The following is a 24909-nucleotide window of genomic DNA, read 5'->3' as shown; positions in this document are numbered from 1 at the left end:
AGTTACTTACTCACTATGCCAAGCGGATAGCTTGGCTCTCAAACGTTGCGTAGCCTGACTTTGAATCTGACAGACTCGGGATTCACTGACCCCTATGACTGCTCCTATCTCTTTGAGGTTTAATTCCTCATCATAATAAAGAGATAGCACCAGCGCCTCTCTTTCAGGAAGACTTTTGATCGCGCCCGCTAATGCGGCTTTGAAATTGTCTTCAGCAACACCCTGAAAGGGAGTATTGTCGTAACGGTGGCGCTCTGTTGTGAATGCATCTTCAGAGACACCCAAATCGTCCATACCGATCAATCGCCCACAGTTTACATCGTTAAGCGCTTGATGGTATTGATCCAAGCTCATATCAAGCTTATTTGCCACCTCCACATCGGTTGGGTCTCGACCCAAGGTCTTTTCTAACGATGCAATGGCATCACTGATCGTTCGACTCGCCTTGTGGACAGACCGTGGAACCCAATCTCCGCGGCGCATATCATCCAGCATAGCACCGCGAATACGAATACCCGCATAAGTTTCAAAACTCGCCCCTTTTGAAGGGTCATAATTTTGTTGCGCCTCAAGAAGGCCAATCATGCCAGCTTGGATCAAATCTTCTACTTGAACACTCGGTGGCAAGCGCCCCATCAAGTGATGCGCGATGCGCTTGACCAAACTCGAATAACGCTCAAGTACCGCTTGGCGATCTGCCCCTGTGCGGCTATACGTGAGCGCTTTATTCACGAATTAACTCTCCTGCGTCATCATTTTTGACAAGCAATCGCTCAACAAAAAACTCCAGATGGCCTCCCGGATTTCGTGGCACTGGCCATGTCAGTGCTTTATTCGCCAGCGCATTCATCGCCAATGATGCGGGCGAGCGAGGAAATGCGTCAATGACAACTTTTTGTTTTCTCACTGCTTGTCTTACCCTTTCGTCAACGGGAACACATGCTACTAATTCTAGATTAGCATTGAGAAACCTTTCAGTAACTCGCGTTAATTTTGTGAACAAGTCTCGCCCTTCACGGTAGCTTCTGACCATATTTGCAACGACTTTGAAGCGTGTGACCCCGTGTTCACGGCTGAGCACTTTAATCAACGCGTACGCATCGGTTATCGATGTCGGCTCATCACAGACCACGATAACGACATCTTGAGCCGCTCGCGAGAAGCTCAGTACCATATCTGAGATCCCTGCGGCAGTGTCCACTAAGAGTACATCAACCTCTTCTTCGAGTGTACCAAAAGCACGAATTAAACCAGCATGTTGTGCCGGTGTTAGCTCAGTCATACCTTGAAGGCCGGACGAGGCGGGGACGATTTTCATACCATGTGGACCTTCCAGAATAATATCTTTGAGATCACAGGCTCCTTGAAGGACATGAGACAGGTTTTTACCCGCCCGCAAGCCGAGTAATACATCCACATTCGCGAGGCCAAGATCGGCATCCAGTACCATGACTTTTTTACCTTGGCGAGCCATGGACGCGGCCATCCCTAGCGTGACATTAGTCTTTCCTACGCCACCTTTACCGCCAGTTACGGTAATCACCTTGGTGCGTGACGGGTTGGTTAAACGGCGGAGGCCGCTTGCTTGATCTTGCATGGTTGTCTCAATCATAAAAGTCCGCCCCATTCGATTCTGGGACATCACTGTTCCAGAAGTGATTGTGCTGATCCGCACCCGATTCCAACATCTCACTGGCTTTTCCTACCAGGAATTGTCCTGTCGCTTGGCGGATGTCTTCCGGCACACGTTGCCCGTCAGCTAAATAGGCAACAGGCAGGGCATTTTCGATGGTGACACACAACAGCTCACCGAGGCTGAGCGATTCATCCAATTTGGTCAGTACACATCCCGATAACGGGATACGGCGAAAATGTTCGATGGTTTCTTGCAGCACGCGACGTTGTGAGGTCGCCGGTAGTACCAGCAGGCTACGAATATGTGAACCGCTGTTTTGCATCAAGGTATCAAGCTGCTCGGACAAGCGAAGATCACGCTGTCCCATGCCGGCGGTATCTAACAATATCAAGCGTCTATGACGTAGTTGATAGAGGATATCGGCAAGTTCATCCGCATCTTTAGCCACTTTCACAGGGCAGCCAAGGATCCGGCCATAAGTGGCAAGCTGCTCATGTGCTCCGATTCGAAAAGTGTCAGTCGTCACCAGTGCAATGTCTTCAGGACCAAACTCCATCGCGGCACGAGCGGCTAACTTGGCAATCGTGGTCGTCTTTCCGACTCCTGTCGGGCCAAGCAAAGCAATCACACCACCGGTTTCCAGCATATTTTCATCCACAGTGATCACTTGGTCTGCCACTAGATCCAGCAATGCTTGCCAGGCCTCGTTAGGCGGCGTCTCTTCTGGGATGTAACACGCTAATTGATCAGCCAACTCGGAAGATAGCCCCATACGCTCTAGACGCTTGATTAACATCGCACGTAAAGGCTCTCGACGCTCGACTTCTTGCCACATCAACCCAGATAACTGATGCTCGAGTAAGCTTCTAATCGAGGCCATTTCTTGACGCATGGCATCAATTTCTTTCTCAGAAGCTTGTGACTGACGGCCTTCAAAACGAGACGGATCAAGTTGAGGTCTAGTATTCGCCGTGCCGGGTTTCGGTGCTGCATCTTGCCACCCTGAACGACCGTTACTTTTCAACTGGCGGCGCGGTTCATACCCACGCCCCAGCGCCGATGAGCGCTCTCCATTGGACGAAGAGGAGGATCCTTTTCCCGATGGCTGTTGCTGACGTTGCAACAACGCGGTCAAAGAGTCCGCTTCTGTTTCTGGCTCTGCCTGCTGAGAGCGATCGCGATACTCGTCAAGCATCGCTGAGAAACGTGGTGGACGTTTAGAATGTCCCCCCTGACGCGTGCCACTTTGCTGGCGTTGACGCAGTTGAACTTGATCGTCAGCGAGTTGGCGGTGTGCCTGGGAATAAGCCTGCGCAGACTGCTGTTGGGCCTTCGGGGCGGGCTTATCAGGCATTGGTTCAGTTTCTGCATCAACTGCCGCGACGATTTCCACGCCTCCCGTCACTTTTTTGTTAGACATAATCACTGCGTCTGCGCCCAGTTCTTCTTTTACTTGGCTCAGCGCAGCTCTCATATCTTTTGCAAAAAAACGTTTTATTTTCAAAGCACTGCCCTACTCATAAACGATGTTAATTGTTGCCAACTGCGTTGACGATGCGAATCTGTTTCTCATCAGGCACTTCTTGATAAGACAACACTCGTAATGTCGGTATCGTATTCTTGACGAATTTCGCTAACGTAGCCCTCAGCACACCAGACGTCAGTAATACCGCAGGCTCGCCCTGCAATTCTTGCTGCTGCGTCGCGTCAGCCAACGAAGACTGTAGCCGTTCAGCGAGACCGGGTTCGATGCCTGTTGATTCCCCCCCCGATGCCTGCATAGTTTTATGCAACATCTGTTCCAGTTCAGGAACAAGCGTGATAACCGGTAACTCAGGAGCACTACCATTGATTTCTTGGACGATTAAGCGACGAAGCGCAATACGCGTCGCTGCCGTTAATATGTCGGGATCTTGACTCTTTCCTGTGTACTCCGCCATGGTTTGCACGATAGTGCGAATATCGCGAATAGGGATGGCTTCACTCAGCAGGTTTTGTAGCACTTTCACCAAGACACTCAGCGGGATTTGATCAGGAATAAGGCCTTCCACCAAACGAGGGACTTGTTTACCCAGCATATCAATCAGATTCTGCGCTTCCTCGTGACCCAGTAACCGTTCAGCATTGTTGGTCAACATCTGACTAAGATGTGTTGCCAATACCGTCGCCGAATCGACCACCGTATAACCTAAGGCTTGTGCATGTTCACGTTGGCTAGGTTCTATCCAGACGGCTTCTAAACCAAAAGCAGGATCTCGAGTAGGCTCTCCATCAATGGGACCAAACACCTGTCCGGGGTTGATGGCGAGTTCATGCTGAGGATGGACTTCCGCCTCGCCAACAGCGACCCCCATCAATGTGATGCGATAATTGTGCGGAGGCAGTTCAAGGTTATCGCGGATATGTACCGGTGGGATCAAAAAGCCAAAGTCTTGTGATAATTTTTTACGCACCCCTTTAACTCTATCCAATAACTCCCCGCCTTGGTCTCTATCAACCATGGCGATCAAGCGATACCCAACCTCTAAACCGATCACATCAACAGGCTGAACATCGTCCCATGACAGCTCTTTAGGTTTGGCTGGCGCAGCTTCAGGCAGATCGCTCTGCTCAGGTGCTTGTTGTGCTTTTTGATATTGCTGGTACTTCCAATATGCCAACCCTCCGCACATCAGCGCTAAAAACAAAAAAGGTATGTGAGGCATGCCCGGTACAACCCCCATCACGGAGAGAATACCAGTAGCAATCATCAGCGCGCGAGGGTTATCAAACAGCTGGAAAACCACCTGTTGACCCATGTCCTCTTCGGTATTTTGGCGCGTCACCATAATAGCGGCACCAATGGACAACAGCAGCGATGGGATTTGTGCGACCAGGCCATCACCGATGGTTAATAAGGTATAGACCTCAAGCGCTTCCGAAAAGCCCAAACCGTGCTGTGCCATCCCTATGGAAAGCCCGCCAACAATATTGATAAACAAAATCAAAATGCCGGCGATTGCATCACCTTTTACAAACTTGGACGCACCATCCATTGAGCCGTAGAAGTCGGCTTCTTGCGTCACTTCTTGTCGGCGGGAACGAGCTTGCTCTTGATCAATCAGGCCGGCGTTCAAATCAGCATCAATCGCCATTTGTTTTCCCGGGAGCGCATCCAAGGTGAAACGGGCGGTCACCTCGGAAATCCGGCCTGCACCTTTGGTGACGACCATGAAGTTAATGATCATCAAAATCAGGAAAACCACCAAGCCGACCGCATAGTTACCACCAATCACCACCGAACCAAATGCGCCGATCACCTGACCAGCAGCATCGGGGCCTTCGTGACCATAGAGTAATACCACTCGAGTAGAGGCCACATTTAGCGCAAGCCGCATTAACGTTGCGATCAACAACACGGCAGGAAAGGCTGCAAACTCTAACGGACGACGTGTATAAATGGTGACTAGCAAAACAATTAGCGATAAAGCGATGTTAAACGAAAACATCAAATCGAGAAGCATTGGTGGTACAGGAAGTACCACCATCGCCAAGGTGGCTAATACCAGCGCAGGGGCGCCGATAGCCGGCATCGCCCCTAGCCGGTGGTAAGGCACCTTGTCAGAAAATGGCAATCGCCAGTTGGCTTTTAACATGTTGAGCGTTTACATCCATGATCGGTGAACGCAGGCCATTCGCCTCGCGCAAACAAAACGGGAATGCAAAGGAAGCAATTTTTACGCCAGAAAAAACGGATGATGTGTCAGCTTTTTGGCACAGGCGATGCGGCCTCGCTAGTCGCGTTGCAGATCCGTGGGGATGGGTAAGTAAACATCTTCGGGACGTGTGGGTCGCCGACCCCGCCCTTTTTTGTATTGCTTAAGCTGAAAGACATATGCCAGTACCTGTGCAACGGCCGTAAAGAGACCATCGGGGATCTGTTGCTCAAGCTCAGTACTAAAATACAGTGCACGAGCAAGTGGTGGCGCCGGCACAATGGCAATATCGTATTCAGCCGCAATCTCACGGATCTTCAATGCCGTGAAATCAGACCCTTTGGCTATCACGACAGGGGCACTGTCCATATCACTGTTATAACGCAGTGCGACCGAATAATGCTCCGGGTTGGTCACCACTACATCCGCCTGAGGCACGTCGGCCATCATACGGCGTTGTGCCATTTCTCGTTGCAACATGCGGATCCGCCCTTTCACTTCTGGGCTACCCTCGGTTTCTTTGTGCTCGTCTTTGACCTCTTGTTTGGTCATTTTCAATTGCTCGTTGTGCTGCCAGATCTGGAATGGCACATCAATCACCACCACCAGCAATAGCGAACAGCACACCAACAACACAAAATTCAGTAATATATCGAGAGCGTGATACAAGTTGCTAGGAAAGGTATCAATGGTGAGTTCAAAAAACTCTTCCAAATTGATATAGACCAAGTAAGCCGCCACGCCACTTACCAGCAATACTTTCAGAATCGATTTTAAAAGCTCAACCAAGCCTTGGGTACCAAACATGCGCTTGAAACCAGAGATAGGACTCATTTTTGACAACTTCGGTCGCGCAGCCTCCCAGGAAAAACTGACTCCGCCTAAGCCTGCCGCGCCAATGAGACCCGAGACGAACAAGACAGTCAAAATCAATCCAAGAGGCAAAATAAGATGCAGCAGTTCGCCCACAATGACGAGCATCAACTCTGAACTATCGAAGATCTCTGCGCGCGAAAGAGTAAATAAACGCGTCATCAATGCCATTAAGGCTTCGCCCAGAGCCTGGCCAAACCACATCAAGCTGATCGCGCCCACCACCAATACGGCAACAGAAGCCAGTTCTCTTGAGCGCGGTACTTGGCCCTTTTCCCGCGCCTGCTCCTGCCTTCGGGGGGTGGCGTCTTCTGTTCTTTCCTGACCGTCGCTCTCTGCCATTAGTTAAGCTCACAATTTATTCGAATCAAGGAGCAAATTTGATTGAGCCCCGTTTGCCAATGATTGTTGTAATGCGTCAACATACCGAACAGCAGATACCAACTGATCAGTAACCCCATCAACAATGCAAATGCGAAGCCAAGTGAGAAGATATTGAGCTGTGGGGCAGCGCGTGTCATCACACCAAACGATAAATTAACCACCAGCAGTGCGATCACGCCTGCCAGTGAAATGCTCAGTGCGACCTGGAACATTATTCCGAACCATCCCGCTAAGCCACGGTAGTCAGCCGCGCCAATCATCTCCCCGATCGGTAGCGTATCAAAACTCATCACCACCAGGTTAAGCATTTTCAAATGCCCATCAGTGGAGAGAAATAACATCACCGCCAAAAAAAGGTAAAACTGCCCTAACAACGGCGTATTTTGACCATTGGCCGGATCAACCATTGACGCAAACCCCAAACTGGATTGCATCCCCAATATCTGCCCAAGTATCACAAAGGTTTGGGTAATAAATTGGGTAACTAGCCCCATTGCCACGCCAATCACCACTTGCTGAGCGAGTATCGTAAACCCTTCGAATGACACTAACTCGATGCGTGCTGGCACCGCAGGTAATGCCGGCATCACTGCAAACGTAATCGCAAGGGAAAGGTATAAACGGACCCGAACAGGCACAAAACGGGCACCAAAAAAGGTCATCGCCATCATCATTGAAGAGATACGCGTAAACGGCCAAAAGTAGTTGGCCATCCAGGATAAAATTACCGAGGCAGGATATTCCATACGCCTTCCCGTCAGTACAAGATGGTGGGAATGTGATCAATCAAGCGATAGAAATATTCCATCAACATCCTCGTCATCCAATGACCAAAAAACATCAGTGCGATAAAAGTGGCAATCAAACGGGGAAGAAAACTGAGTGTTTGCTCGTTGATGGAGGTCGCCGCCTGGAAGACAGCGACAATCAAGCCGACTAATAAGCCTGGAACAACGATCGCGGAAACGAGCAGCAGAACCAGGTAGAGGGCATCTTGGAAAAGTTCAACAAACGCTTCTGGGGCCACCGCTGCCTCCTTTAGCCGAAACTGGCTGCTAAGGTAGAAAGTATGAGGTTCCACCCGTCAACCAAGACAAAAAGCATCAATTTAAACGGTAATGACACGATCATGGGTGACAGCATCATCATACCCATCGCCATCAATACGGACGCAACCACCAAATCAATAACCAAAAATGGCAAGAACAGCATAAATCCGATTTGGAAGGCCGTTTTAAGTTCTGATGTGACAAATGCAGGGATCAGGACTGTCATCGGTACCTGCTCAGGCTCATCCACTTGCGCCCCTGACATATTGACGAAGGTTTCCAAATCTTTGACACGCGTTTGTCGGAGCATAAACTCTCGTAAAGGAACCTGAACACGATCAAAAGCCTCACGGGCTGTGACCTGCTCATTAATGTAAGGCTGAATCGCCTCGGTGTTCATTCGGTCGATCACAGGCGACATAATAAACAACGTCAAAAACATGGAGATACCAATAATCACCTGGTTGGATGGCGTTTGCTGCAGCCCCATCGCTTGACGCAGTATGGACATGACTACCACTATCCGCGTAAAAGACGTCATTAAAATGACGACCGCGGGCAAAAAACCCAGCGCCGTCATCAACGCCAAAATTTGCAATGTCACCGAGTAGTCTTCACTACCATCGGGATTCACTTGCATGGTAACGGCAGGGATCCCTCCCCCGGTGTTCCGTTGAGTCTCTAAACGAACCGCTTCACCGCCCTCGTTAATCGACTCGGTCGTGATACGTTCTTGGGATGGGGTGGCTTCTTGCTCGGCAAATGCAAAAGAGGTAAATAACGTTGCCGCGACCAAGATCCAGGTTGCCAGTAAAGTTCGTTTCGTCATTTTCGATTCAACAGTTGGCTAAGTTGAGTGGCAAAGCGAGAATTGGGAGCCGCTACTGACGTCGCCGTTGGGAGCGGGTTATCGAGTGTTTTTAACAACTGAATATTGGACGGAGTGACCCCCACCACCAGTTGCTCACCATGAATATCGACCACCAAAATACGCTCTTTTTGACCCACCGCTAATTGACTGACTATCTTGATCCCACCAGGTTGGTTGGCTAAGCCAGGTAACTTTAGCCGCCGGAGCAGCCAAGCCAACCCAAAAATGAGCGCCAATACCAAGCCTAATGACAATAGCATTGTCACGATACTAACGTCTGGTGCCGCCGCCCAAGCAGGCACCGGCAACAGTAGTATTCCCCAAACGCGTCGGTTCACCGTCATCCTTATCGCAGCTTCTTAATTCGCTCAGTTTGACTAATCACATCCGTTAGACGGATACCGAATTTATCGTTGACCACAACCACTTCACCGTGCGCAATCAAGGTACCATTGACCAACACATCAAGCGATTCACCTGCTAGTCGATCTAACTCGACTACCGAGCCTTGGTTAAGTTGCAGCAAGTTACGGATATTGATTTGGGTGTGTCCCACTTCCATCGAAATGGTCACCGGTATATCTAGAATTGCATCCAGTTTACGCTGTTCATCCGCACCGATCTGCTGCTCACTGTCGTCGTTTAGCTCTTCCAATGGCGCAGCTTGTACATCATCTGAGCCCTCGGCATCGGTTTGTTCAGCTAGGGCTGCCGCCCAATCATCATCTACATCATTTTGATCCATGACGTTTCACCCTTGTTTACTGATCGTGATCACTGAGCTCTGCCTTGTTTGCCGTCGATAGGCAAGTCTTCCTCGAGATCATCGAGTAGCTCAGGTTTATCCTGCAATAGCGAAATATCGGACTTCGCCATATCCGGCCGTTTAAGTTTCTCAACAATTTTCAATGCAAGCTTATCATTAGACTGCCCCATTTTAGCCCGATAAGTCGGTAAGTCTTCAATAAAAACCGTACACGCATCTGGCATATCCACAGGAATAACATCCCCTTTTTGCAACTCCATAAGGTCACGCAGAGACAGGGTAACATCCAATAACTTTGCACCTAATTCAACATTCACATCCAATATTTCATCCCGTAGCGCTTTACTCCAGCGCACATCGGTATCCATTTTATCACTTTGTACACCAGCATCGAGCAGCTCGCGAATGGGCTCGAGCATCGAATACGGCATGACCATATGAATGTCGCCGCCCCCCCCATCCAACTCAATGTGGAATGAGCTCACAACAATCACCTCGGAGGGACTGACGATGTTTGCCATCGCAGGGTTAACTTCTGAATCAAGGTATTCAAAGGCCACTTCCATCACCGGGGCCCAAGCATCTTTGTAATCCTCAAACATCAGCTTGAGGAGCATCTGGATAACACGCCGCTCGGTCGGTGTGAATTCACGCCCTTCGATACGAGCGTGAAACCGACCATCTCCGCCAAAGAAGTTTTCAACCAAAATAAAGACCAGCCGGGCTTCCATGGTGATAAGACTGGTTCCTTTCAGGGGACGAAATCGCACCATGTTCAAACTCGTCGGTACATACAAGGTGTTTTGATACTCGCCGAATTTCATCATTTGCACGCCGTTTATCGACACTTCAGCGGTTTTACGTAGCATATTAAACAAACTAATACGCATATGCCGGGCAAAGCGCTCGTTGATAAGCTCAAGCGTCGGCATACGCCCACGCACAATCCTATCTTGTGACGAGAAATCAAAAGAGACCGTACCGTCTTCTGAAACCTCCGGTTCGTTATCATCTTCAACGTCGTCAACACCGTGTAAAAGCGCATCAATTTCGTCTTGGCTGAGTAAGTCGGTCACGTCATCACCTATTGCATCACAAACCCAGTGAAGAGAACCCGCTCTATCACAGGTTCACCCGTTACTTTAATTAAGGCCGCTCGCACATTCTCTGCTGATTGACGCCGAATTTCGAGCTGACCTTGCGGTGTTCGCAATTGCTCAACAGTGGCAGCGCCAAACGTATTGAGCAGCGCATGCTCAATGAGTGGTAAGTTTTCTTTGGCCAGCGTTTCCATTTCGTTGCCACGCACGAGTAATTGTGTGTTCACCTGTACCAGACGCTGCTGATCATCACTGGTCACGTTAAACACAAACGGCTGAGGCAAGGTGACATAGATAGCCGGAAGCGAATTATTCTCCTCCTGCAAGACGATGTCGTCTTGGCTATTATCATCACCAGAGAGAAAAAAGAATGCAGCCCCGCCCGCCACTAAAAGCAATATCACAGCGGCCACAATGATAATGATGAGCTTTTTCTTGCTCCCACCTTGATCTGAGGTTGCGTTATCATCTGCCATAGCTGTTCATACTCCTCATCATTGATTCGTCAGTTTAAGCATAGTAATCAACCGCGCGATCACTATGTGAAACGTGTAACGTTTGACTGGCTAACATAGCCTCATCGGTATCATCCCCAGCCTTAGAGCCTAATGATGAGCCTCCCGTGTGTCCTGATCCAGCATCGTTTTGCTGACCTGATGCCATTTGCTGAGCACCGCTATCTTGCTGTTGAACCGAACCTTGGGCTAACTGTAAACCTTGCTGCTGCAGCATATCACGAAGACGTGGCATGGCCTGTTCAACGGCATCACGAGCCTGCTGGTTAGCCACCGTAATGTGCACTGTAGCTTGATCATTATTCATTCCCAGTTTTATCTGCATTCGCCCCAACTCTGGCGGATCAAGTCGAATATCAACCTGCTTGAGGTTTTTTGACAACATGACATTGATACGCTCATTCAGTGCAGCGCCGGCTTCTGTCGGTGTTTGTCCTAAAGGGAGAGGCGCTTGTGCGTTCTGTGCCGCTTGAGTGTCTTGTCGTGACGTCGTTGCTTGTGCCGATGCACCACCTAAACGGCTGGCTAATTGCTGTACTAAACTTTCAGTTCTTGTCCCGCCTTCTCCCGCGCTAGATGCACTACTGCCCGCCAGTGCGTCTGCTTGGGTCGCTTGCTCGGCCATCGCTTTTAGTGCGGCTTTATTAAGACTGTTCGGCTGACCTCGTTGTTCAGCCAGGAGTGAAGCCGCATTAGGGTTAGCATTTGCACCTTGTTTGGCATCAGAGTGAATAGCAGTATGGCGCAGTTTATCAGTAAGCTCACTGCCTTTTAACGTTGTTGCGCCTTCCTTTGAGAGCATGTCTTTAGCCATGATATCTTTGTCTTTACTGATAGCGGCGGCATTATCGTTGTCTTGTTGGGCCTTAGTGGTCGCCCATTTTATCGCGGCTCCCTCCGACTCTAACGCTTTGTTTTTTGCCTGTCCTTCACCGTTTGTTTCTAGCGCGATAGCATGGCCAGGGCGTTGTTCTAAAGCCCCCCCACTCCCCTGACTGGGATGACTTGATTGCTCAGCTTTCACTTGGGCGACAAGGGCAGCAAGTTGCTCCGGCGACAGCTGTTCTAAGACTTTCTCTGCGGACACCTCATCAGGCAATGACTTAGACAACTCAGCAAGCAATGCATCGTGATCAATCGACGTATCAGCACGTCCCTTTTCCTCTCTGTCCGCTTGCAACATTGTTAATCCAGCAGCGGATAACGCTGTTGACTCCGCATCGGCAGGCAAGGATTTGCCTTTTAACATCTCTGCCGCCTGGTTCAAGCGCATGAGGAGTGACTGACTTTCTTCCATTGCCGTCATATCGGCAATTTTTGCCATTTCAGCTTCACTAAACATACCGTCAGCGAGCATTGCCTCCGCATCAATCGCCTGACCATCTACCAGTAATGTTTTACCATCTTGGGTCAGTTTAATCGGCACGTCACCTTGCTCACCTTTACCATCCATTGACTGGCGCAAAGCAGCTAAAAAACCTGTGTTTTTTTCACCTTTAACTTCCCCTGGCGTTCCCTCATTGGGCGCGGGGGGAGTTTGGGTCGAGAGGTTGGAAAGCGTCAGAGTAGACTGCGTCATACGATTCTCATCATTACCTTATGGTTATCCCCTTGAGCCGAGCCTCAGTGAGCTGGCATGTCGGTAATGACAAAGCAATTATCGCGCCATTTTAGCGTTACGAGAAAGGAGAGGGACGACGACGTGCGATAATCGCTGCCATTTCATCCATTTGTCGCTGTTCTTGGTAGCGAGCACGCTCTGCTTCTTCACGATCTCGCTTTTCAATTAACCACTCAAGGGATTGCCGATGTTGACGCGTTTGTTGCCAGGTTTCGCGGCATTGCGCTAAGTGATCTTTAAATTGCTGTTCTGCATCGCGTTGTTTGGCGAGTGTTTCGTCCAGTTGAACAATAAACTTATTTAAGTGACCAAAGGCACTTGCGGAGAGACCTGACTGCCCGCGTTCTGACATTTGTCGGCAATATTCAAGCCGATATTGCTCAATTTGCTGAAGTTGGCGGTAATAATCATCCAGTGATTGCTGAGCGGCACTGACGGTAAGCTGCGCCTGCTTCTCATCATCTTGGGCTTTCTCTAACAATAAGCGAAGTGCATGATCAGCCATAAATTATCCCTGCAACGTGGAACGCAACATATTGATACACATATCAAAAGGAACGACTTCCTTCATGCCCTGTTGTAAATAATTCTCCAACTTAGGCTTCAAACTAAAAGCCTGATCAACCGCAGCATCACTGCCTGGCTTATACGCGCCAATCGATACCAAGTCTTGGTTTTTCCGACAAACGGACAAGACTTGCCGCACCGCCTTAGACATTAGAATTTGCTCATCACTGGTAATGTTCGGCATGACACGGCTCACAGAGCGCTCAACATCGATTGCTGGATAATGCCCACCATCGGCCAATTCACGAGACAGTACGATGTGCCCATCAAGAATAGCCCGCGCAGCATCCGCGATCGGATCTTGTAAATCGTCACCTTCTGTCAATACGGTAAAAAAGGCGGTAATCGAACCTTGCCCCGCGGCGCCATTACCTGCCCGCTCGACAAGAGATGGTAGGCGTGCAAATACCGAAGGAGGATAGCCTTTTGTGGCAGGTGGTTCGCCCACTGATAACGCAATTTCACGCTGCGCTTGAGCAAAGCGTGTTAACGAGTCCATTAACAAAAGTACATCCAGCCCCAAGTCTCGAAAGTACTCTGCGATAGTCAGGGCAGTCTGGCAACCTTTGAGCCGCACGAGTGGCGAAGAATCGGCAGGAGCAGCCACGACAACGGCACGCGCTCGCCCTTCGTCTCCCAATATGTCATCGATAAACTCTTTTACCTCACGACCACGCTCGCCGATCAACCCTACAACCACGACTTGAGCGGTCGTACCACGTGTCATCATGCCGAGAGTCACTGATTTACCCACACCAGAGCCAGCAAACAAACCTATCCGCTGCCCTTTACCGACCGTTAATAGACCATTAATGGCTTTAATCCCCACATCGAGCGGCTCTCTAATCGGCTGTCTTGATAATGGGTTAATCGGTGTTCCCTCTAAACTGGCTTGTTTATCGGTATAAATCGCCCCTTTACCATCTAAAGGGTTGCCCATACCGTCGATAACACGCCCAAGAAGTTCCATGCCCACGGAGAGTTGGCTGCGCTCTGATAATGGGGTAACTCGGGCTCCCGGTAAAACACCAGAGACCTGCTCATTCGGCATCAAGTATAATAATTCCCCGGAAAATCCCACTACCTCAGCTTCGATAGTGCCGCTTAACGTCTCAACGGAGCAGACCGAGCCTATCGGTGCGCGGCAGCCAATGGCTTCAAGCGTTAAGCCAACCATGCGCACCAGCTTACCAGACGCAACTGGTTTGGGGGCCAAGTTGTCTAGTTGACACTGCTTTAGACGCTCAGCAAGCTGGCTCATGATGATTCTTCGTCATCCGTTGATGACGGGGAGCGATTATCGCCCTGTTCATCGGTATTTAGCTGCTCGGCCGATGTTTTCTTGTCATCAGCGCTTGGCGTGAAGTGAGAGCCAGGATCAACGGGCTCTGGTCCTGATTGCCCCTTTGACGTGGATTGACGTGACTGGTTCTGCCCTTGGAAATCGCGTAGTAAGGCATCGACTCGCTCATTATATTGATAATCAACCACCGAATCTTTCGCTTTGACATGCACATCACCCCGGGATAACGCAGGTTCAGATTGCAATGTCCAATCACGCGATGACAACATCTCCTCATCATAAGCATCGCTAACAATGGCATAGTCGTCGGGGTGCAATGCCGCAGTCACCGGATGATCGGCCACTGGCAACGCTGCAATCGATGCTCGTAATGTCTGTAAAATCACCTGAGGGTTGGTTTCTAACTCAACCCCCGTCAACGATTTGGTCAGCGCTTGTACCATGATCAATAATTGCTGCTCTACATCTAAGTCCAGCTTTTCAAGAGGGTGGCTCAACTGGTTAAGAATCGTATCAAGGTGCTGACAACGCTCTTCAATCAAGGCTTTGCCTTCTGCAACACCTTGCTCAAAGCCCGCCTTTTTCCCCTCTTCATGGCCCTTTTCGTGCCCTTCTTCGAGACCAGCGTCCAGCCCTTCACGGTGACCCAGTTGTTTACCTTCCTCGTAACCTTCGTCATAGCCTTGTTGACGAATGGCCTCTAAAGCATCAGCGGTGAGCGGCTCTGGTGCCGGTTCACTCTCTTCCGGCTCGACGTCTGCCTCTGGCTCCCAGCTAGGATCATAATTAAGCGCGGTGTCTCTGGGCAGGTTTTCTCGCTCGTCATAGGGCGGCAGTGCCCAACGATCAATAGCTTCTGCGTCAGCTTGATCTGCACGAATATAGCCACGGCGTTTATCTAGACTCATTGATGGATGACCTCTACCCTAAAGGGAACGGCTTACACGAATTCATCACCACCACCACCGGTGAGCATAAGCTCTCCAGCATCAGCAAGGCGACGCGCAACAGAGAGGATTTCTTTTTGAGCCCCCTCCACATCTGAGACTCGAACGGGACCCATGGCTTCAATATCATCTTGCAGCATTTCCGCCGCACGTTTGGACATATTGCGATAAATTTTCTCGCGCAGATTGTCTTCTGCCCCCTTGAGGGCTTTTTGTAACACTTCTTGTGGCACATCACGCAGTAGCGTCTGAATACCTCGATCATCCACATCGATCAAGTTGTCAAATACGAACATCAGATCTTGGATTTGCGATGCCATCTCTTCGTCTTGATCGCGAATGGAGTCCATCAACACGCCTTCAACACTGTTGTCCATATAGTTCATGATTTCGGCTGCCGCTTTCAAGCCACCAATCTTGGCAGCTTGAGCGCCCGCTTGACCCGCAAATTGCTTCTCCATGATCTCATTGAGTTCGTGCAAGGCGGCAGGTTGAACTTCTTCAAGATTGGCAATCCGCATCATCAAATCAAGTCGATCTCGTTCAACAAACTGGGAAAGAATCTCAGCCGAGTGCTCAGGATCTAAATACGACAATACAATAGTTTGAATCTGAGGGTGCTCATTAATAATGATACTGGCGACTTGACGAGGATCCATCCATTTCAGTGAGTCTAGACCTTTCGAACCACTTCCCATCAGGATCTGATCGACGAGGTTAGTCGCTTTATCCTCACCCAATGCTGCGACCAAGGCATTACGTACAAAGTCTTCACTACCCATGCCGATGGAAGTATATTTTTGAATCTCCTCCAAGAAAGCGCGATGCACCGCGGCGACCTTATCGGAGTTGAGATCGGTCATTGATGTCATCGCCGATCCCACCCTCTGCACCTGCTTAGGCTCAAGATGACGAATAATACTCGCCGCATCTTGTTCACTTAAACTGAGTAGCAAAATGGCTGCTTTCTCAATTCCACTTAAAGAGTTGATATCAAAATTTGAGCCTGCCTGCTCTTCACCGCCGGTGGTTGCGACTTCATTTGCCATCTTCGGTCACCCAATTTTTCACTGCTTGTGCGGCCAAGTCTGGCTCGTTCGCGACCAATGCCCGTACCGCTTTCAATAAATCTGCGTCTTTGTGTAAATTCGGCAACTCCACATCCGATGCAGACATTGCAAAATTACTCGAGCCATCAAGCTCAGAGCCGATTAAGCCAACATCGTCCCCTTCTGGGGTGATAGGTAAACCGTCTGGACCAAGAATTTCACCATTGGGGCCAACAGTGTTGCCATCTTCATCGATATTTGGATACAACAGTTTTTTCATCGCTGGGCGAACCAAGACCACTATAATAACGATGATGACTAAGGCTGCCGCTAACCAACGTACCCAGTCATTAAAGTTTGGATGCTCCCAGATAGGGATATCTTGCGCCATTTCTTGCTCTGGCTCCACAAAGGGAACCGCAATCACTTCAAGCACATCGCCACGCTGCTCGCTAAAACCCACCCCGCCCATCAATAGACGACGGATTTTTGTCAGTTCATCGTCTGATAAAGGCTGTTTAACCACATCGCCGCTTTCAGGGTCGATACTTTGCTTGAAATTTACCGCCACCGAAACAGTTTGGCGATCAATGACCCCGGACTGTGCACGTCGGTGGCGAATGGTGGTATCTAATTCAAAGTTGCGCGTTGCTTCTCGGCTCACCGAGCCTGTGCCATCGGCACCATTTTTTAGGTCCTGAATATCTTCAGGGATGGAGGCATCTGCAGGCGGTTGGTTACTCAGTGCCCCGGGGATCCCCGCCACACGATCTGAGCCATTGTAATCTTCACGGGTATACTCACTCCGTGTGGCGGGTGTGTTCGGGTTATACTGTCTTTGCGTTTCTTCTAATGAGCTGAAATCAAGTGCAACATCCACTTGAGAGGTGTAGTTGCCTAACCCCAATACTGGGATCAAAATAGAATCGATTTTTTCACGCAGTTGGCGCTCTTGCTTACGCTCTAATTCATACTCTTTGCGTCGCGCCGCAGAGGCAGGGTCTTCACTCCCCGAATTAAGCAAACGCCCATGTTGATCAGTCACGGTGACTCGAGTCGGTTTCAGTGATGGCACCGCAGAGGCGACCATATCAACAATCGAATCGACTTCCTCTTGCCCTAGGGTATTACTGCCGCCGAGGGTCAAAAAGACAGTCGCGGATGCTTCTTGATTATGACGGACAAAAACACTCTGCTTGGGCATAGCTAGCAGCACTCTGGCTTTTCGTACTTGCCGTACTTCTTCAATCGCTGCTGCCAGCTGGCGCTCTCGGCTCAGTTTTAAGCGTTCTGTCTCCAGCTTTTGCGACACGCCAAAACCCATATCATTGAGCAAGATGTCATCGCCCTCAGCCGTGGCAGTATTTAAGCCCGCTCGCGTCAGCCCGAGACGGATGGAGGAGTAGTCACTTGAGGGGACACGGACGGTATTGCCATCCAGCTGGTAATCAACCTTGCTTTGATCAAGATGGTCCAGAACGGGGATCAGCTCTTCTGTTTCATACGTTCCCAGTGGCCGCATTTCAGGCTCTTGAACCCAGAAAAAAAGCATCATGATCAGCGCGACACAGATCGCGACCGCTAACACCAAGATAAGCTGACGTGCCATATCGAGATCGCCAAATATCGAATTAGACGACGCCGACTGCTCTGATGCATCCAGATCTTGCGCGTTTTGCTCTGCGTCTAACGCTGCATCGGCCGATGGCAATGCTGCTGCGCCATCTGAGACCGCTAGATCGGTATTTTGATTCTCTTCATCAGCCACTGATTAATTCCTAAATTAAACAGGCATGTTCATTAATTCTTTATACGCTTCAACTAACTTGTTGCGCGTTTGAACCGTAGCATCAAATGCCACACTGGATTTGTTACGAGCGATCATCACATCCGATAAGCTCACGTTACGATCGCCTTCATCAAAGCGCGTCGCGAGTTCACCCGATGCCTTTTGTAACCCATTAACATGATTGATCGCACTGGAGAGCATATCGCCAAATTCTTGGCTGACTTGCTGTCCTGTGGCGGGTTGAGACACATTTTTCGCGGCAACCGCCATGGCTTGCATCTCTTGCGTTAGGGCGTTGGCTTTCATCGTCGGTCCTTCCTGTGTCAAAATTTTGTCAATTGAGTCAGATTTTTATCAGACATCTTTATGTTTGCAACTTTGAGACCACTTTAGCAAAGGCCTGCAAACCTGATCGCTTACTGGGGGATGTCGATACCTGCATCACGCATTTTCGCCAGTTTATAACGCAACGTTCTGGGGCTGATCCCCAGCCGCTCAGCCACATCTTTACGCCGTCCTTCACAGGCACGAATCGTGTCTAGAATGATTGAAAACTCTTGGTCTCGTAATTCATGGCCCAATCCGGCACCGTTGCCCTGCTGATCAATAACCTCAGTCGGTAGCACTGATGTATCAGCAGACGTCTGCTCGTTAACATCGGTATTCATCACTTTATGTTGCAAGCTAGACGCATCTTGCCAATCTTGCCCTTCAAGCAAAATATCATTGGCTTGAATATGCGATTGCGTTGCCAAGATCAACGCACGTTGCATCACGTTGTCTAGCTCTCTCACATTCCCCGGCCAAGCGTAAGCTAATAGTTTTTGCTCCGCATTGGCCTGCAACGTTGGGCAAGGCAAACCTTGCTTTTGACAATGCCGTGACAACAAGTAATGCGCCAGTGGAATAATATCACCGGGTCGATCACTGAGCGCTGGCCATATAATGGGGAATACATTTAAACGGTAATAGAGATCTTCCCGAAAATGCCCTTGAGCAACGTAATCTTTTAAATCACGGTTACTGGTCGCGAGTACCCGCAGATCAAGCTGGATGCTTTTTCTGCCCCCTAAACGCTCAACTTCACGCTCTTGTAACACGCGCAAGAGCTTGGCTTGTAAGCCTAAATCCATCTCGCTAATTTCATCGAGCAAAATAGTGCCGCCTTGCGCCTGCTCAAATTTCCCGGGACAGGCCTGCACAGCCCCGGTGAACGCGCCTTTTTCATAACCGAACAAGGTCGCTTCCAGCATGTTTTCCGGTATCGCAGCACAATTAATCGCGACAAACGTCGCATTGGCGCGTGATGAGTGGTCATGGATATAGCGCGCCATCACCTCTTTCCCCGACCCCGACGGGCCCAAGATCATCACATTAGCGTCAGTATTCGCGACTTTATCTGCTAGGGCTAATAATGCAATACTTTTAGGGTCTTCAGCGATGGCATCAGAATCGTCCGTTTTTACTGGTGCGTATCGGCTAACCATATTGAGTAGCACTTCAGGCGCAAAGGGCTTTGCCATGTAGTCAATAGCGCCTTCTTTCATCGCTGCAACCGCATCCTCAATATTGGCGTATGCTGTCATTAACAACACAGGTAAATTCGGCAAATGCGTTTTAATCGAACGCAAGAGTGCAAGCCCGTCCATACCTGCCATTTGCACATCTGAGACGACAATATCGATCGCCTCCGATTTAAGCGTGATCAAGGCTTGCTCAGCACTGTCTGCTTCCCGCCAATGATATCCAGCTAATGCTAAAGTATCGACAAGTGCTTCGCGCAACCCTTCATCATCTTCAACAATTAGCACTGTTGTTTGGCTCATTGTGTTTCTCCTACGCACTCACCATGATCTGCCGAGGAGCTATTAGCGAGCGGCAAACACAGTGTAAAACAGGCCCCTTTTCCAGGCTCAGATTGTAAGGTGAGTTTCCCTTCATGGGCATGACACACCATTTGAACAACGGCGAGGCCAAGGCCTGTCCCTTGCTGTCGCGTGGTAAAAAAAGGCTCTAGGACTTTAGCTTGTAATTCAGGGGCAATACCTGGTCCATTATCGGCCACCGAGAGCAAGAGGTTATCGCCTTGCCGACGCGAGTCGACGACCACTTGGCAACCTTTCCCCGCCACCTGAACGGCATTAACAACGAGATTACTCAACGCACTGGCCAGTGCATTCGGGTTCCCCAGTAAGGTCAATCCCTCATTATCGCTATTAATGGCAAAATCAACATCGTGACCTTGAATGACCGCATCGACCATCGGTTCAAATTCATTGAATAATTGCTCGACACTGAATACTTTAACCACTTTATTATCACCGCCTTTGGCGAATAACAGCATGTCATTGACTTGTTTTTCTAAATCATGCAAACGGTCTAATAATTTAAATTGAAAACGTTGTCTTGTCGTATTATTCAGATTGGGAGCACCGAGATTAGAGGCATACAGAATCGCACTGGATAAGGGGGTGCGTACTTGGTGCGCCAGTGATGCCACCATTTTCCCTAACGACGATAACCGCTGTAAATCACTGACCCGAGACTGCAATAGCCGGGTTTCGGTCATGTCGGTGATCAAAATAAGCTGCCCGGAGTCAGATGCGGAGGTCGCAAGCTTCACTCGACGACCATCTTTCAGTGATACTTCGTGCCCATCATCATCGCGCGGCGAAAAGTCACGCTGTATCACATCAAACCAACGCTGTTGCGTCAGCGGCTCTCCCAGTAATCGATGCGCCTCAGGATTTGCCTCAGCAACACGCCCGTTGGCATCAAGCAAGATAACGCCTGCCGGCATGACATCAAGGACTTGCTTATACCGAGTAACTTGTTGATCCACTGATCCCAGTGGCGAGGATTGGGTTTCCATTTAGGTAACACACGCTTCAATCAAGGTTTCACTCACTTAAGCAGGGATTATGCCATAAAAATAGCCAGTATTATCAGAAGGTTGAAGATAAAAAAGCGAAGTCATTTTTTTGACTCCGCTTTTTGACGCCTCGGGGATTTATATCAACTCTTCCTTATTCAATCCGTACTTTCGCATCTTTTCCACCAAGGTCGTACGTCGCATACTGAGCATGTCTGCCGCTCTAGCAACTACCCCTGATTGTGCCTCAAGAGCCTGCTTGATCAGATCAACTTCAACCTCTGCAAGGGTCTCTTTAAGGTTGACTCCTTCAGGTGGCAAACTCGAAAAGCTCGGCATATCGGCAAAACCAGGCATGCTTTCTTCAAATATGGGCTCATCAGGCTCATTAAACATCGCGGTGAGGGCGTCGCGCTCTGCCATCTCGGTGTCTTCTACCGCGTAAGCTTCCGGTTGAAATTCAGGAATATCACTGTAGCGGTACTTCCCCGGAAGATGATTGACGTCCACCATTTGCCCAGGATAAAGGATCACCAAGCGCTCGATAAGGTTGGCCAATTCACGGACATTACCCGGCCATTCATGCTCCATCAGTGAGTTAATTGCACGTGGTGATATATGAATTCGGCCACAACTCTCACTGTCAAGGCGAGACATCAGTTCGTGGATCAGTAAGGGGATATCGTCAATGCGCTCACGTAACGCTGGCATTTCGATGGGAAAGACATTGAGTCGATAATACAAGTCTTCTCGGAACTCGCCTTCTTTGATCATGGTTTCTAGCGTACGGTGGGTCGCTGCGACAACACGAACATTAGCACGAATACTTTTGTTACCTCCCACGCGTTCAAATGTACGCTCTTGCAGCACGCGTAACAGTTTGACCTGCATGGGCATCGGCATATCACCGATTTCATCCAAAAACAGCGTGCCACCTTCCGCTAGCTCAAATCGCCCTTTTCTTGCTGAAATGGCGCCTGTGAATGCCCCTTTTTCATGGCCGAACAGTTCACTTTCTAGTAACTCACCAGGGATAGCCCCGCAGTTAACGGGTACAAAGGGCCCAGACGTGCGTGACGAGGCATGATGAATATGGCGCGCGACCACTTCCTTACCGGTTCCGGATTCACCTAAAATAAGGACACTGGCTTCAGTTGTCGCCACCTGATCAATTAAATGACGTACATGCTCTATAGCATCACTCTTCCCAACCATGTTGTGGAAGGCGGTGTTGTCTCCGGACAACTGAGGAATACTAAAAACCTGCTTCCCTGAAAATTCGCGACAATGATGCAAGGCATCAAACAGTTGCGGGTAATTCAAGGGCAAGCCCAGCTCACCCACATAATTAGGCAACCCAGACAATTCACGGTCGTGGCGTCGAATCGCAATCACAGGGACGTGATGATAGGTCGCAAGCTGCTCAAGGACTTTTTCAAGTCGTGCTGTCGAGCGGACGTGGCCGAGAAAACATGCGCCCCAGTTTTGCTCCCAAAGTGCATCACTGACATCCGTCGTCGCGTGAAGCGCGTAACGCTCGCCGATAAAGTCGAGTATCACGCCGAGATCGTGACGAAACTGGTCATCGTCATCGATAACAAGGATCTTTGCTAAATCTTGCATGTGTGAGATACGTCTGCCCTGATAACTTTTTATTATTGTGTCGCTCGTAAGCAACAACAATCTCAATTTTAATCAAGACATTGTAATAGAGAACGCGCATAAGGCAACCGGAGACACAGTAAACCTGTGACTCCTGTGCCATGTCAGTGGTTTGGTAGGCAGTTTAGCTGGTCGCTTGGGTCATATTATGGTATTCGGTTGGAATCTGGTCCCAAGCGGATTTTATCTCTCGTAATAACTCAATCACATCATCGATGGGTTCCGGTTTGTTTTCCAAATTCGCGGTACTCACCTGGCGAATCATAAAGTCATAAATGGCGTCTAGGTTATCAGCAATATCACCGCCATCATCCATTGATAGACATGCACGCAGATTAATAATGATATCTAGCGCTTTACCTAACCGCTCACCTTTGACGGATAAGTCGCCTTGTGCCATGGCGGCTTTGCCCTGAATTAAACGTTCAATAGCCCCGGCCATCAGCATCTGAATAACCTTATGAGGCGACGCGGCGCTTAACTGACTGTCAACAGAGACCTTCTTATAGGCCTGTAGTGAGCCTCTCATAGTCTTCCTCACCTATTGAAATTTCTTATACAGCTGCACAGATTGCTTACCCTTGCGCTGCTGTAATAAGCGCTTGGCAGCATCGGCTTTATGCCCTTCAAGGGCATCAATGAGCGTTTCTGTTCGTGCTAGCGCCTCTGACCATTGCTGATTATTTGGCCTTTGTGGCGATGCAGCAATCTGGTCAAGTAACGCTTGTCTGTCATGCAATTGTTGAGCCAATTTTTCTGAATCAACATCACCATCGGTCAAATATTGCGCGATCAGCGCATCAATATCTTCCAATGCCGTTAGCCATTCAGACATTATTGCCATAATTAACCTGGCATCATATTTTGCATGGCTTGTAACTGAGAACGCATTTGCGATGTCGCCTCTTCCATCGCAGAAAAACGTTGCATAGTACGCGACTCTAAGCTTTCCATACGTCTATCTAATTCACGCTGATCATCACGTAATCTCAGCTTTTGCTCTGACAGTGAGCTTTCACGGTTACTGATCGCCCCACCCGCGCCGGTGAACCCATTGACCACCTGCTCTAATTGACGCGCAAAGCCATCATTGCCACCAAAAAACCCTTCCAGTGCGTTAAAGTTTTGACGCAGCTGGCGATCTAACACTTTATTATCGATTTCTAAACGACCATCCATGGTGGTCGTTACCCCGAGCTCACTCAGTGTTTTCATCCCTTCAGGCGCTTTCTCTATCGGGGATGAAAATAAGTTACGTAACCGACTGGTTGCGGTACGTATCACACTTTCGCCCGCCAAAGGACCACCTTGTTGCGTTTCGGGATCATATTGGCTAACTGCTTGAGAGACACGGAAGAACGCATTGTAATTATCAACAAATGACGTAATCGTTGAGCGTACCGATTCTCGGTCGTGCTCCACCGCCAGTGAAAGTGGCTTATTGCTGGTTTGGTCTACTTCTAACGAGACACCTTCGATGGCATTATCAAATGTATTGGTTGTACTGGACACCGACGCAATACCATCAATCAGTATTTTAGCGTCTTGTGCTGCCTGCATTTGGGTCATGCCGTTATTAGCTTGCCCTGCTTTGAAGCCTAACTGATGGAGCGCACTACCTACTTGCGCATCGACATTAACCTCAACGCGGTTATCTGCCCCCGTTTGGTTGCCATTAAGCACCATGCGTGCGCCACTATCATCTTGTATGAGAGAAGCTTGTACGCCGGGGTTTTTCGGATCGCTGTTTATCGCTCGGACAATATCGGCTAGGCTATCTTTGCCCTGAGGGACATCGATCACACTGGTACGATTGCCCATGGTAATCGTCAGTTTGCCCGTCCCTAACGAGGCATCAGGATCAACGCCTGGCGATACGAGCTTATGAGCCCCCGCAAGTTGCTGTACATCAATCTGATAACGTCCAGGGATGGCGTCCGGTGTTGCTGTCGCACTGAGTACGTCGGGGTGACTCACTGAGGTCGTTCTCGCCGAAAAGCCTTCGTTACGACGAAAATCATACATTTGGGTTTTAAGTGTCGCGAGAGAATCTTTTAAGCGACCAAACGCACTAATGTCGGTTTCAACGTCATTAGTGCGTTTAATAATCCGCTCTTGCTTGGGTGCACGTTCAGCATCCACGATTTTGGTGACCATGGCATTGATATCCATGCCACCGCCCATGCCTGCTGGTTTTACACTCATAACGA

The 24909-nt window shown here is 49.4% G+C and carries 25 protein-coding genes; all 25 read right to left on the bottom strand.

Annotated elements, in window-relative coordinates:
- Positions 1-6 precede the first annotated feature (6 nt).
- Entirely contained in the window at positions 7-732 is a 726-nt protein-coding gene (locus tag BUQ98_RS01300) for an RNA polymerase sigma factor FliA (protein WP_074212141.1), read from the bottom strand.
- A complete protein-coding gene (locus BUQ98_RS01295; protein ID WP_074212140.1) occupies positions 725-1612 on the bottom strand; it encodes a MinD/ParA family protein in 888 nt (295 codons plus the stop codon). Before BUQ98_RS01295 ends, BUQ98_RS01300 begins: the two co-directional genes overlap by 8 nt.
- Positions 1605-3110: a flagellar biosynthesis protein FlhF gene (gene flhF, locus BUQ98_RS01290; RefSeq protein WP_371515102.1), complete on the bottom strand. Its 1506-nt coding sequence runs from the start codon at positions 3108-3110 to the stop codon at positions 1605-1607. The genes BUQ98_RS01295 and flhF overlap by 8 nt, the downstream gene beginning before the upstream one ends.
- 55 nt (positions 3111-3165) lie before the next feature.
- Positions 3166-5271 carry a flagellar biosynthesis protein FlhA gene (gene flhA / locus BUQ98_RS01285; RefSeq protein WP_074212138.1) on the bottom strand — a complete coding sequence of 702 codons (2106 nt, stop codon included), beginning with the start codon at positions 5269-5271 and terminating at the stop codon, positions 3166-3168.
- A 138-nt stretch (positions 5272-5409) separates the two neighbouring features.
- Positions 5410-6546, bottom strand: a complete 1137-nt coding sequence (gene flhB, locus BUQ98_RS01280; protein ID WP_074212137.1) for a flagellar biosynthesis protein FlhB — start codon at positions 6544-6546, stop codon at positions 5410-5412.
- Entirely contained in the window at positions 6546-7334 is a 789-nt protein-coding gene (gene fliR, locus BUQ98_RS01275) for a flagellar biosynthetic protein FliR (protein WP_074212136.1), read from the bottom strand. Before fliR ends, flhB begins: the two co-directional genes overlap by 1 nt.
- Before the next feature lie 11 nt (positions 7335-7345).
- On the bottom strand, positions 7346-7615 hold the full coding sequence (gene fliQ / locus BUQ98_RS01270; protein WP_021023068.1) for a flagellar biosynthesis protein FliQ: 270 nt from the start codon (positions 7613-7615) through the stop codon (positions 7346-7348).
- 11 nt (positions 7616-7626) lie between these two features.
- Positions 7627-8466 (bottom strand): flagellar type III secretion system pore protein FliP, encoded by an 840-nt coding sequence (gene fliP, locus BUQ98_RS01265; RefSeq protein ID WP_074212135.1) that lies wholly within the window; start codon positions 8464-8466, stop codon positions 7627-7629.
- Positions 8463-8846, bottom strand: coding sequence for a flagellar biosynthetic protein FliO (gene fliO / locus BUQ98_RS01260; protein ID WP_175566271.1), 384 nt, complete (start codon positions 8844-8846; stop codon positions 8463-8465). The genes fliP and fliO overlap by 4 nt, the downstream gene beginning before the upstream one ends.
- A gap of 8 nt (positions 8847-8854) precedes the next feature.
- Positions 8855-9253, bottom strand: a complete 399-nt coding sequence (fliN, locus tag BUQ98_RS01255; RefSeq protein WP_074212133.1) for a flagellar motor switch protein FliN — start codon at positions 9251-9253, stop codon at positions 8855-8857.
- A 29-nt stretch (positions 9254-9282) separates the two neighbouring features.
- Positions 9283-10350, bottom strand: coding sequence for a flagellar motor switch protein FliM (fliM, locus tag BUQ98_RS01250; protein ID WP_074212132.1), 1068 nt, complete (start codon positions 10348-10350; stop codon positions 9283-9285).
- A gap of 8 nt (positions 10351-10358) precedes the next feature.
- The gene (gene fliL, locus BUQ98_RS01245; protein WP_074212131.1) at positions 10359-10850 is read right to left on the bottom strand and encodes a flagellar basal body-associated protein FliL; all 492 of its coding nucleotides are present in this window, start codon (positions 10848-10850) and stop codon (positions 10359-10361) included.
- Positions 10851-10884: 34 nt separating this feature from the next.
- Positions 10885-12468, bottom strand: coding sequence for a flagellar hook-length control protein FliK (locus BUQ98_RS01240; protein WP_074212130.1), 1584 nt, complete (start codon positions 12466-12468; stop codon positions 10885-10887).
- Positions 12469-12565: 97 nt separating this feature from the next.
- Positions 12566-13015 (bottom strand): flagellar export protein FliJ, encoded by a 450-nt coding sequence (gene fliJ, locus BUQ98_RS01235; RefSeq protein WP_074212129.1) that lies wholly within the window; start codon positions 13013-13015, stop codon positions 12566-12568.
- Positions 13016-13018: 3 nt separating this feature from the next.
- Positions 13019-14338, bottom strand: coding sequence for a flagellar protein export ATPase FliI (fliI, locus tag BUQ98_RS01230; protein WP_074212128.1), 1320 nt, complete (start codon positions 14336-14338; stop codon positions 13019-13021).
- The gene (locus tag BUQ98_RS01225; protein WP_074212127.1) at positions 14335-15288 is read right to left on the bottom strand and encodes a flagellar assembly protein FliH; all 954 of its coding nucleotides are present in this window, start codon (positions 15286-15288) and stop codon (positions 14335-14337) included. Before BUQ98_RS01225 ends, fliI begins: the two co-directional genes overlap by 4 nt.
- 32 nt (positions 15289-15320) lie before the next feature.
- A complete protein-coding gene (fliG, locus tag BUQ98_RS01220; RefSeq protein WP_074212126.1) occupies positions 15321-16376 on the bottom strand; it encodes a flagellar motor switch protein FliG in 1056 nt (351 codons plus the stop codon).
- Positions 16366-18144 (bottom strand): flagellar basal-body MS-ring/collar protein FliF, encoded by a 1779-nt coding sequence (fliF, locus tag BUQ98_RS01215; protein ID WP_074212125.1) that lies wholly within the window; start codon positions 18142-18144, stop codon positions 16366-16368. The genes fliG and fliF overlap by 11 nt, the downstream gene beginning before the upstream one ends.
- Positions 18145-18159: 15 nt before the next feature.
- Positions 18160-18471 carry a flagellar hook-basal body complex protein FliE gene (gene fliE, locus BUQ98_RS01210; RefSeq protein ID WP_074212124.1) on the bottom strand — a complete coding sequence of 104 codons (312 nt, stop codon included), beginning with the start codon at positions 18469-18471 and terminating at the stop codon, positions 18160-18162.
- 110 nt (positions 18472-18581) lie between these two features.
- On the bottom strand, positions 18582-19991 hold the full coding sequence (locus tag BUQ98_RS01205; RefSeq protein ID WP_074212123.1) for a sigma-54-dependent transcriptional regulator: 1410 nt from the start codon (positions 19989-19991) through the stop codon (positions 18582-18584).
- Complete coding sequence (locus tag BUQ98_RS01200; RefSeq protein ID WP_074212122.1) at positions 19988-21037, bottom strand: sensor histidine kinase; 1050 nt, start codon at positions 21035-21037, stop codon at positions 19988-19990. The genes BUQ98_RS01205 and BUQ98_RS01200 overlap by 4 nt, the downstream gene beginning before the upstream one ends.
- A 138-nt stretch (positions 21038-21175) precedes the next feature.
- Positions 21176-22660 (bottom strand): sigma-54 dependent transcriptional regulator, encoded by a 1485-nt coding sequence (locus BUQ98_RS01195; RefSeq protein ID WP_074212121.1) that lies wholly within the window; start codon positions 22658-22660, stop codon positions 21176-21178.
- A 163-nt stretch (positions 22661-22823) separates the two neighbouring features.
- A complete protein-coding gene (fliS, locus tag BUQ98_RS01190; RefSeq protein ID WP_074212120.1) occupies positions 22824-23228 on the bottom strand; it encodes a flagellar export chaperone FliS in 405 nt (134 codons plus the stop codon).
- Positions 23229-23240: 12 nt separating this feature from the next.
- Complete coding sequence (locus tag BUQ98_RS01185; RefSeq protein WP_074212119.1) at positions 23241-23543, bottom strand: hypothetical protein; 303 nt, start codon at positions 23541-23543, stop codon at positions 23241-23243.
- 2 nt (positions 23544-23545) lie between these two features.
- Positions 23546-24904 (bottom strand): flagellar filament capping protein FliD, encoded by a 1359-nt coding sequence (fliD, locus tag BUQ98_RS01180; RefSeq protein ID WP_074212118.1) that lies wholly within the window; start codon positions 24902-24904, stop codon positions 23546-23548.
- Between the last annotated feature and the right edge of the window lie 5 nt (positions 24905-24909).

The sequence above is a fragment of the Salinivibrio sp. ES.052 genome (assembly GCF_900141775.1).
GTDB lineage: Bacteria > Pseudomonadota > Gammaproteobacteria > Enterobacterales > Vibrionaceae > Salinivibrio.
This window is presented reverse-complemented; position numbering and strand designations above follow the sequence as displayed.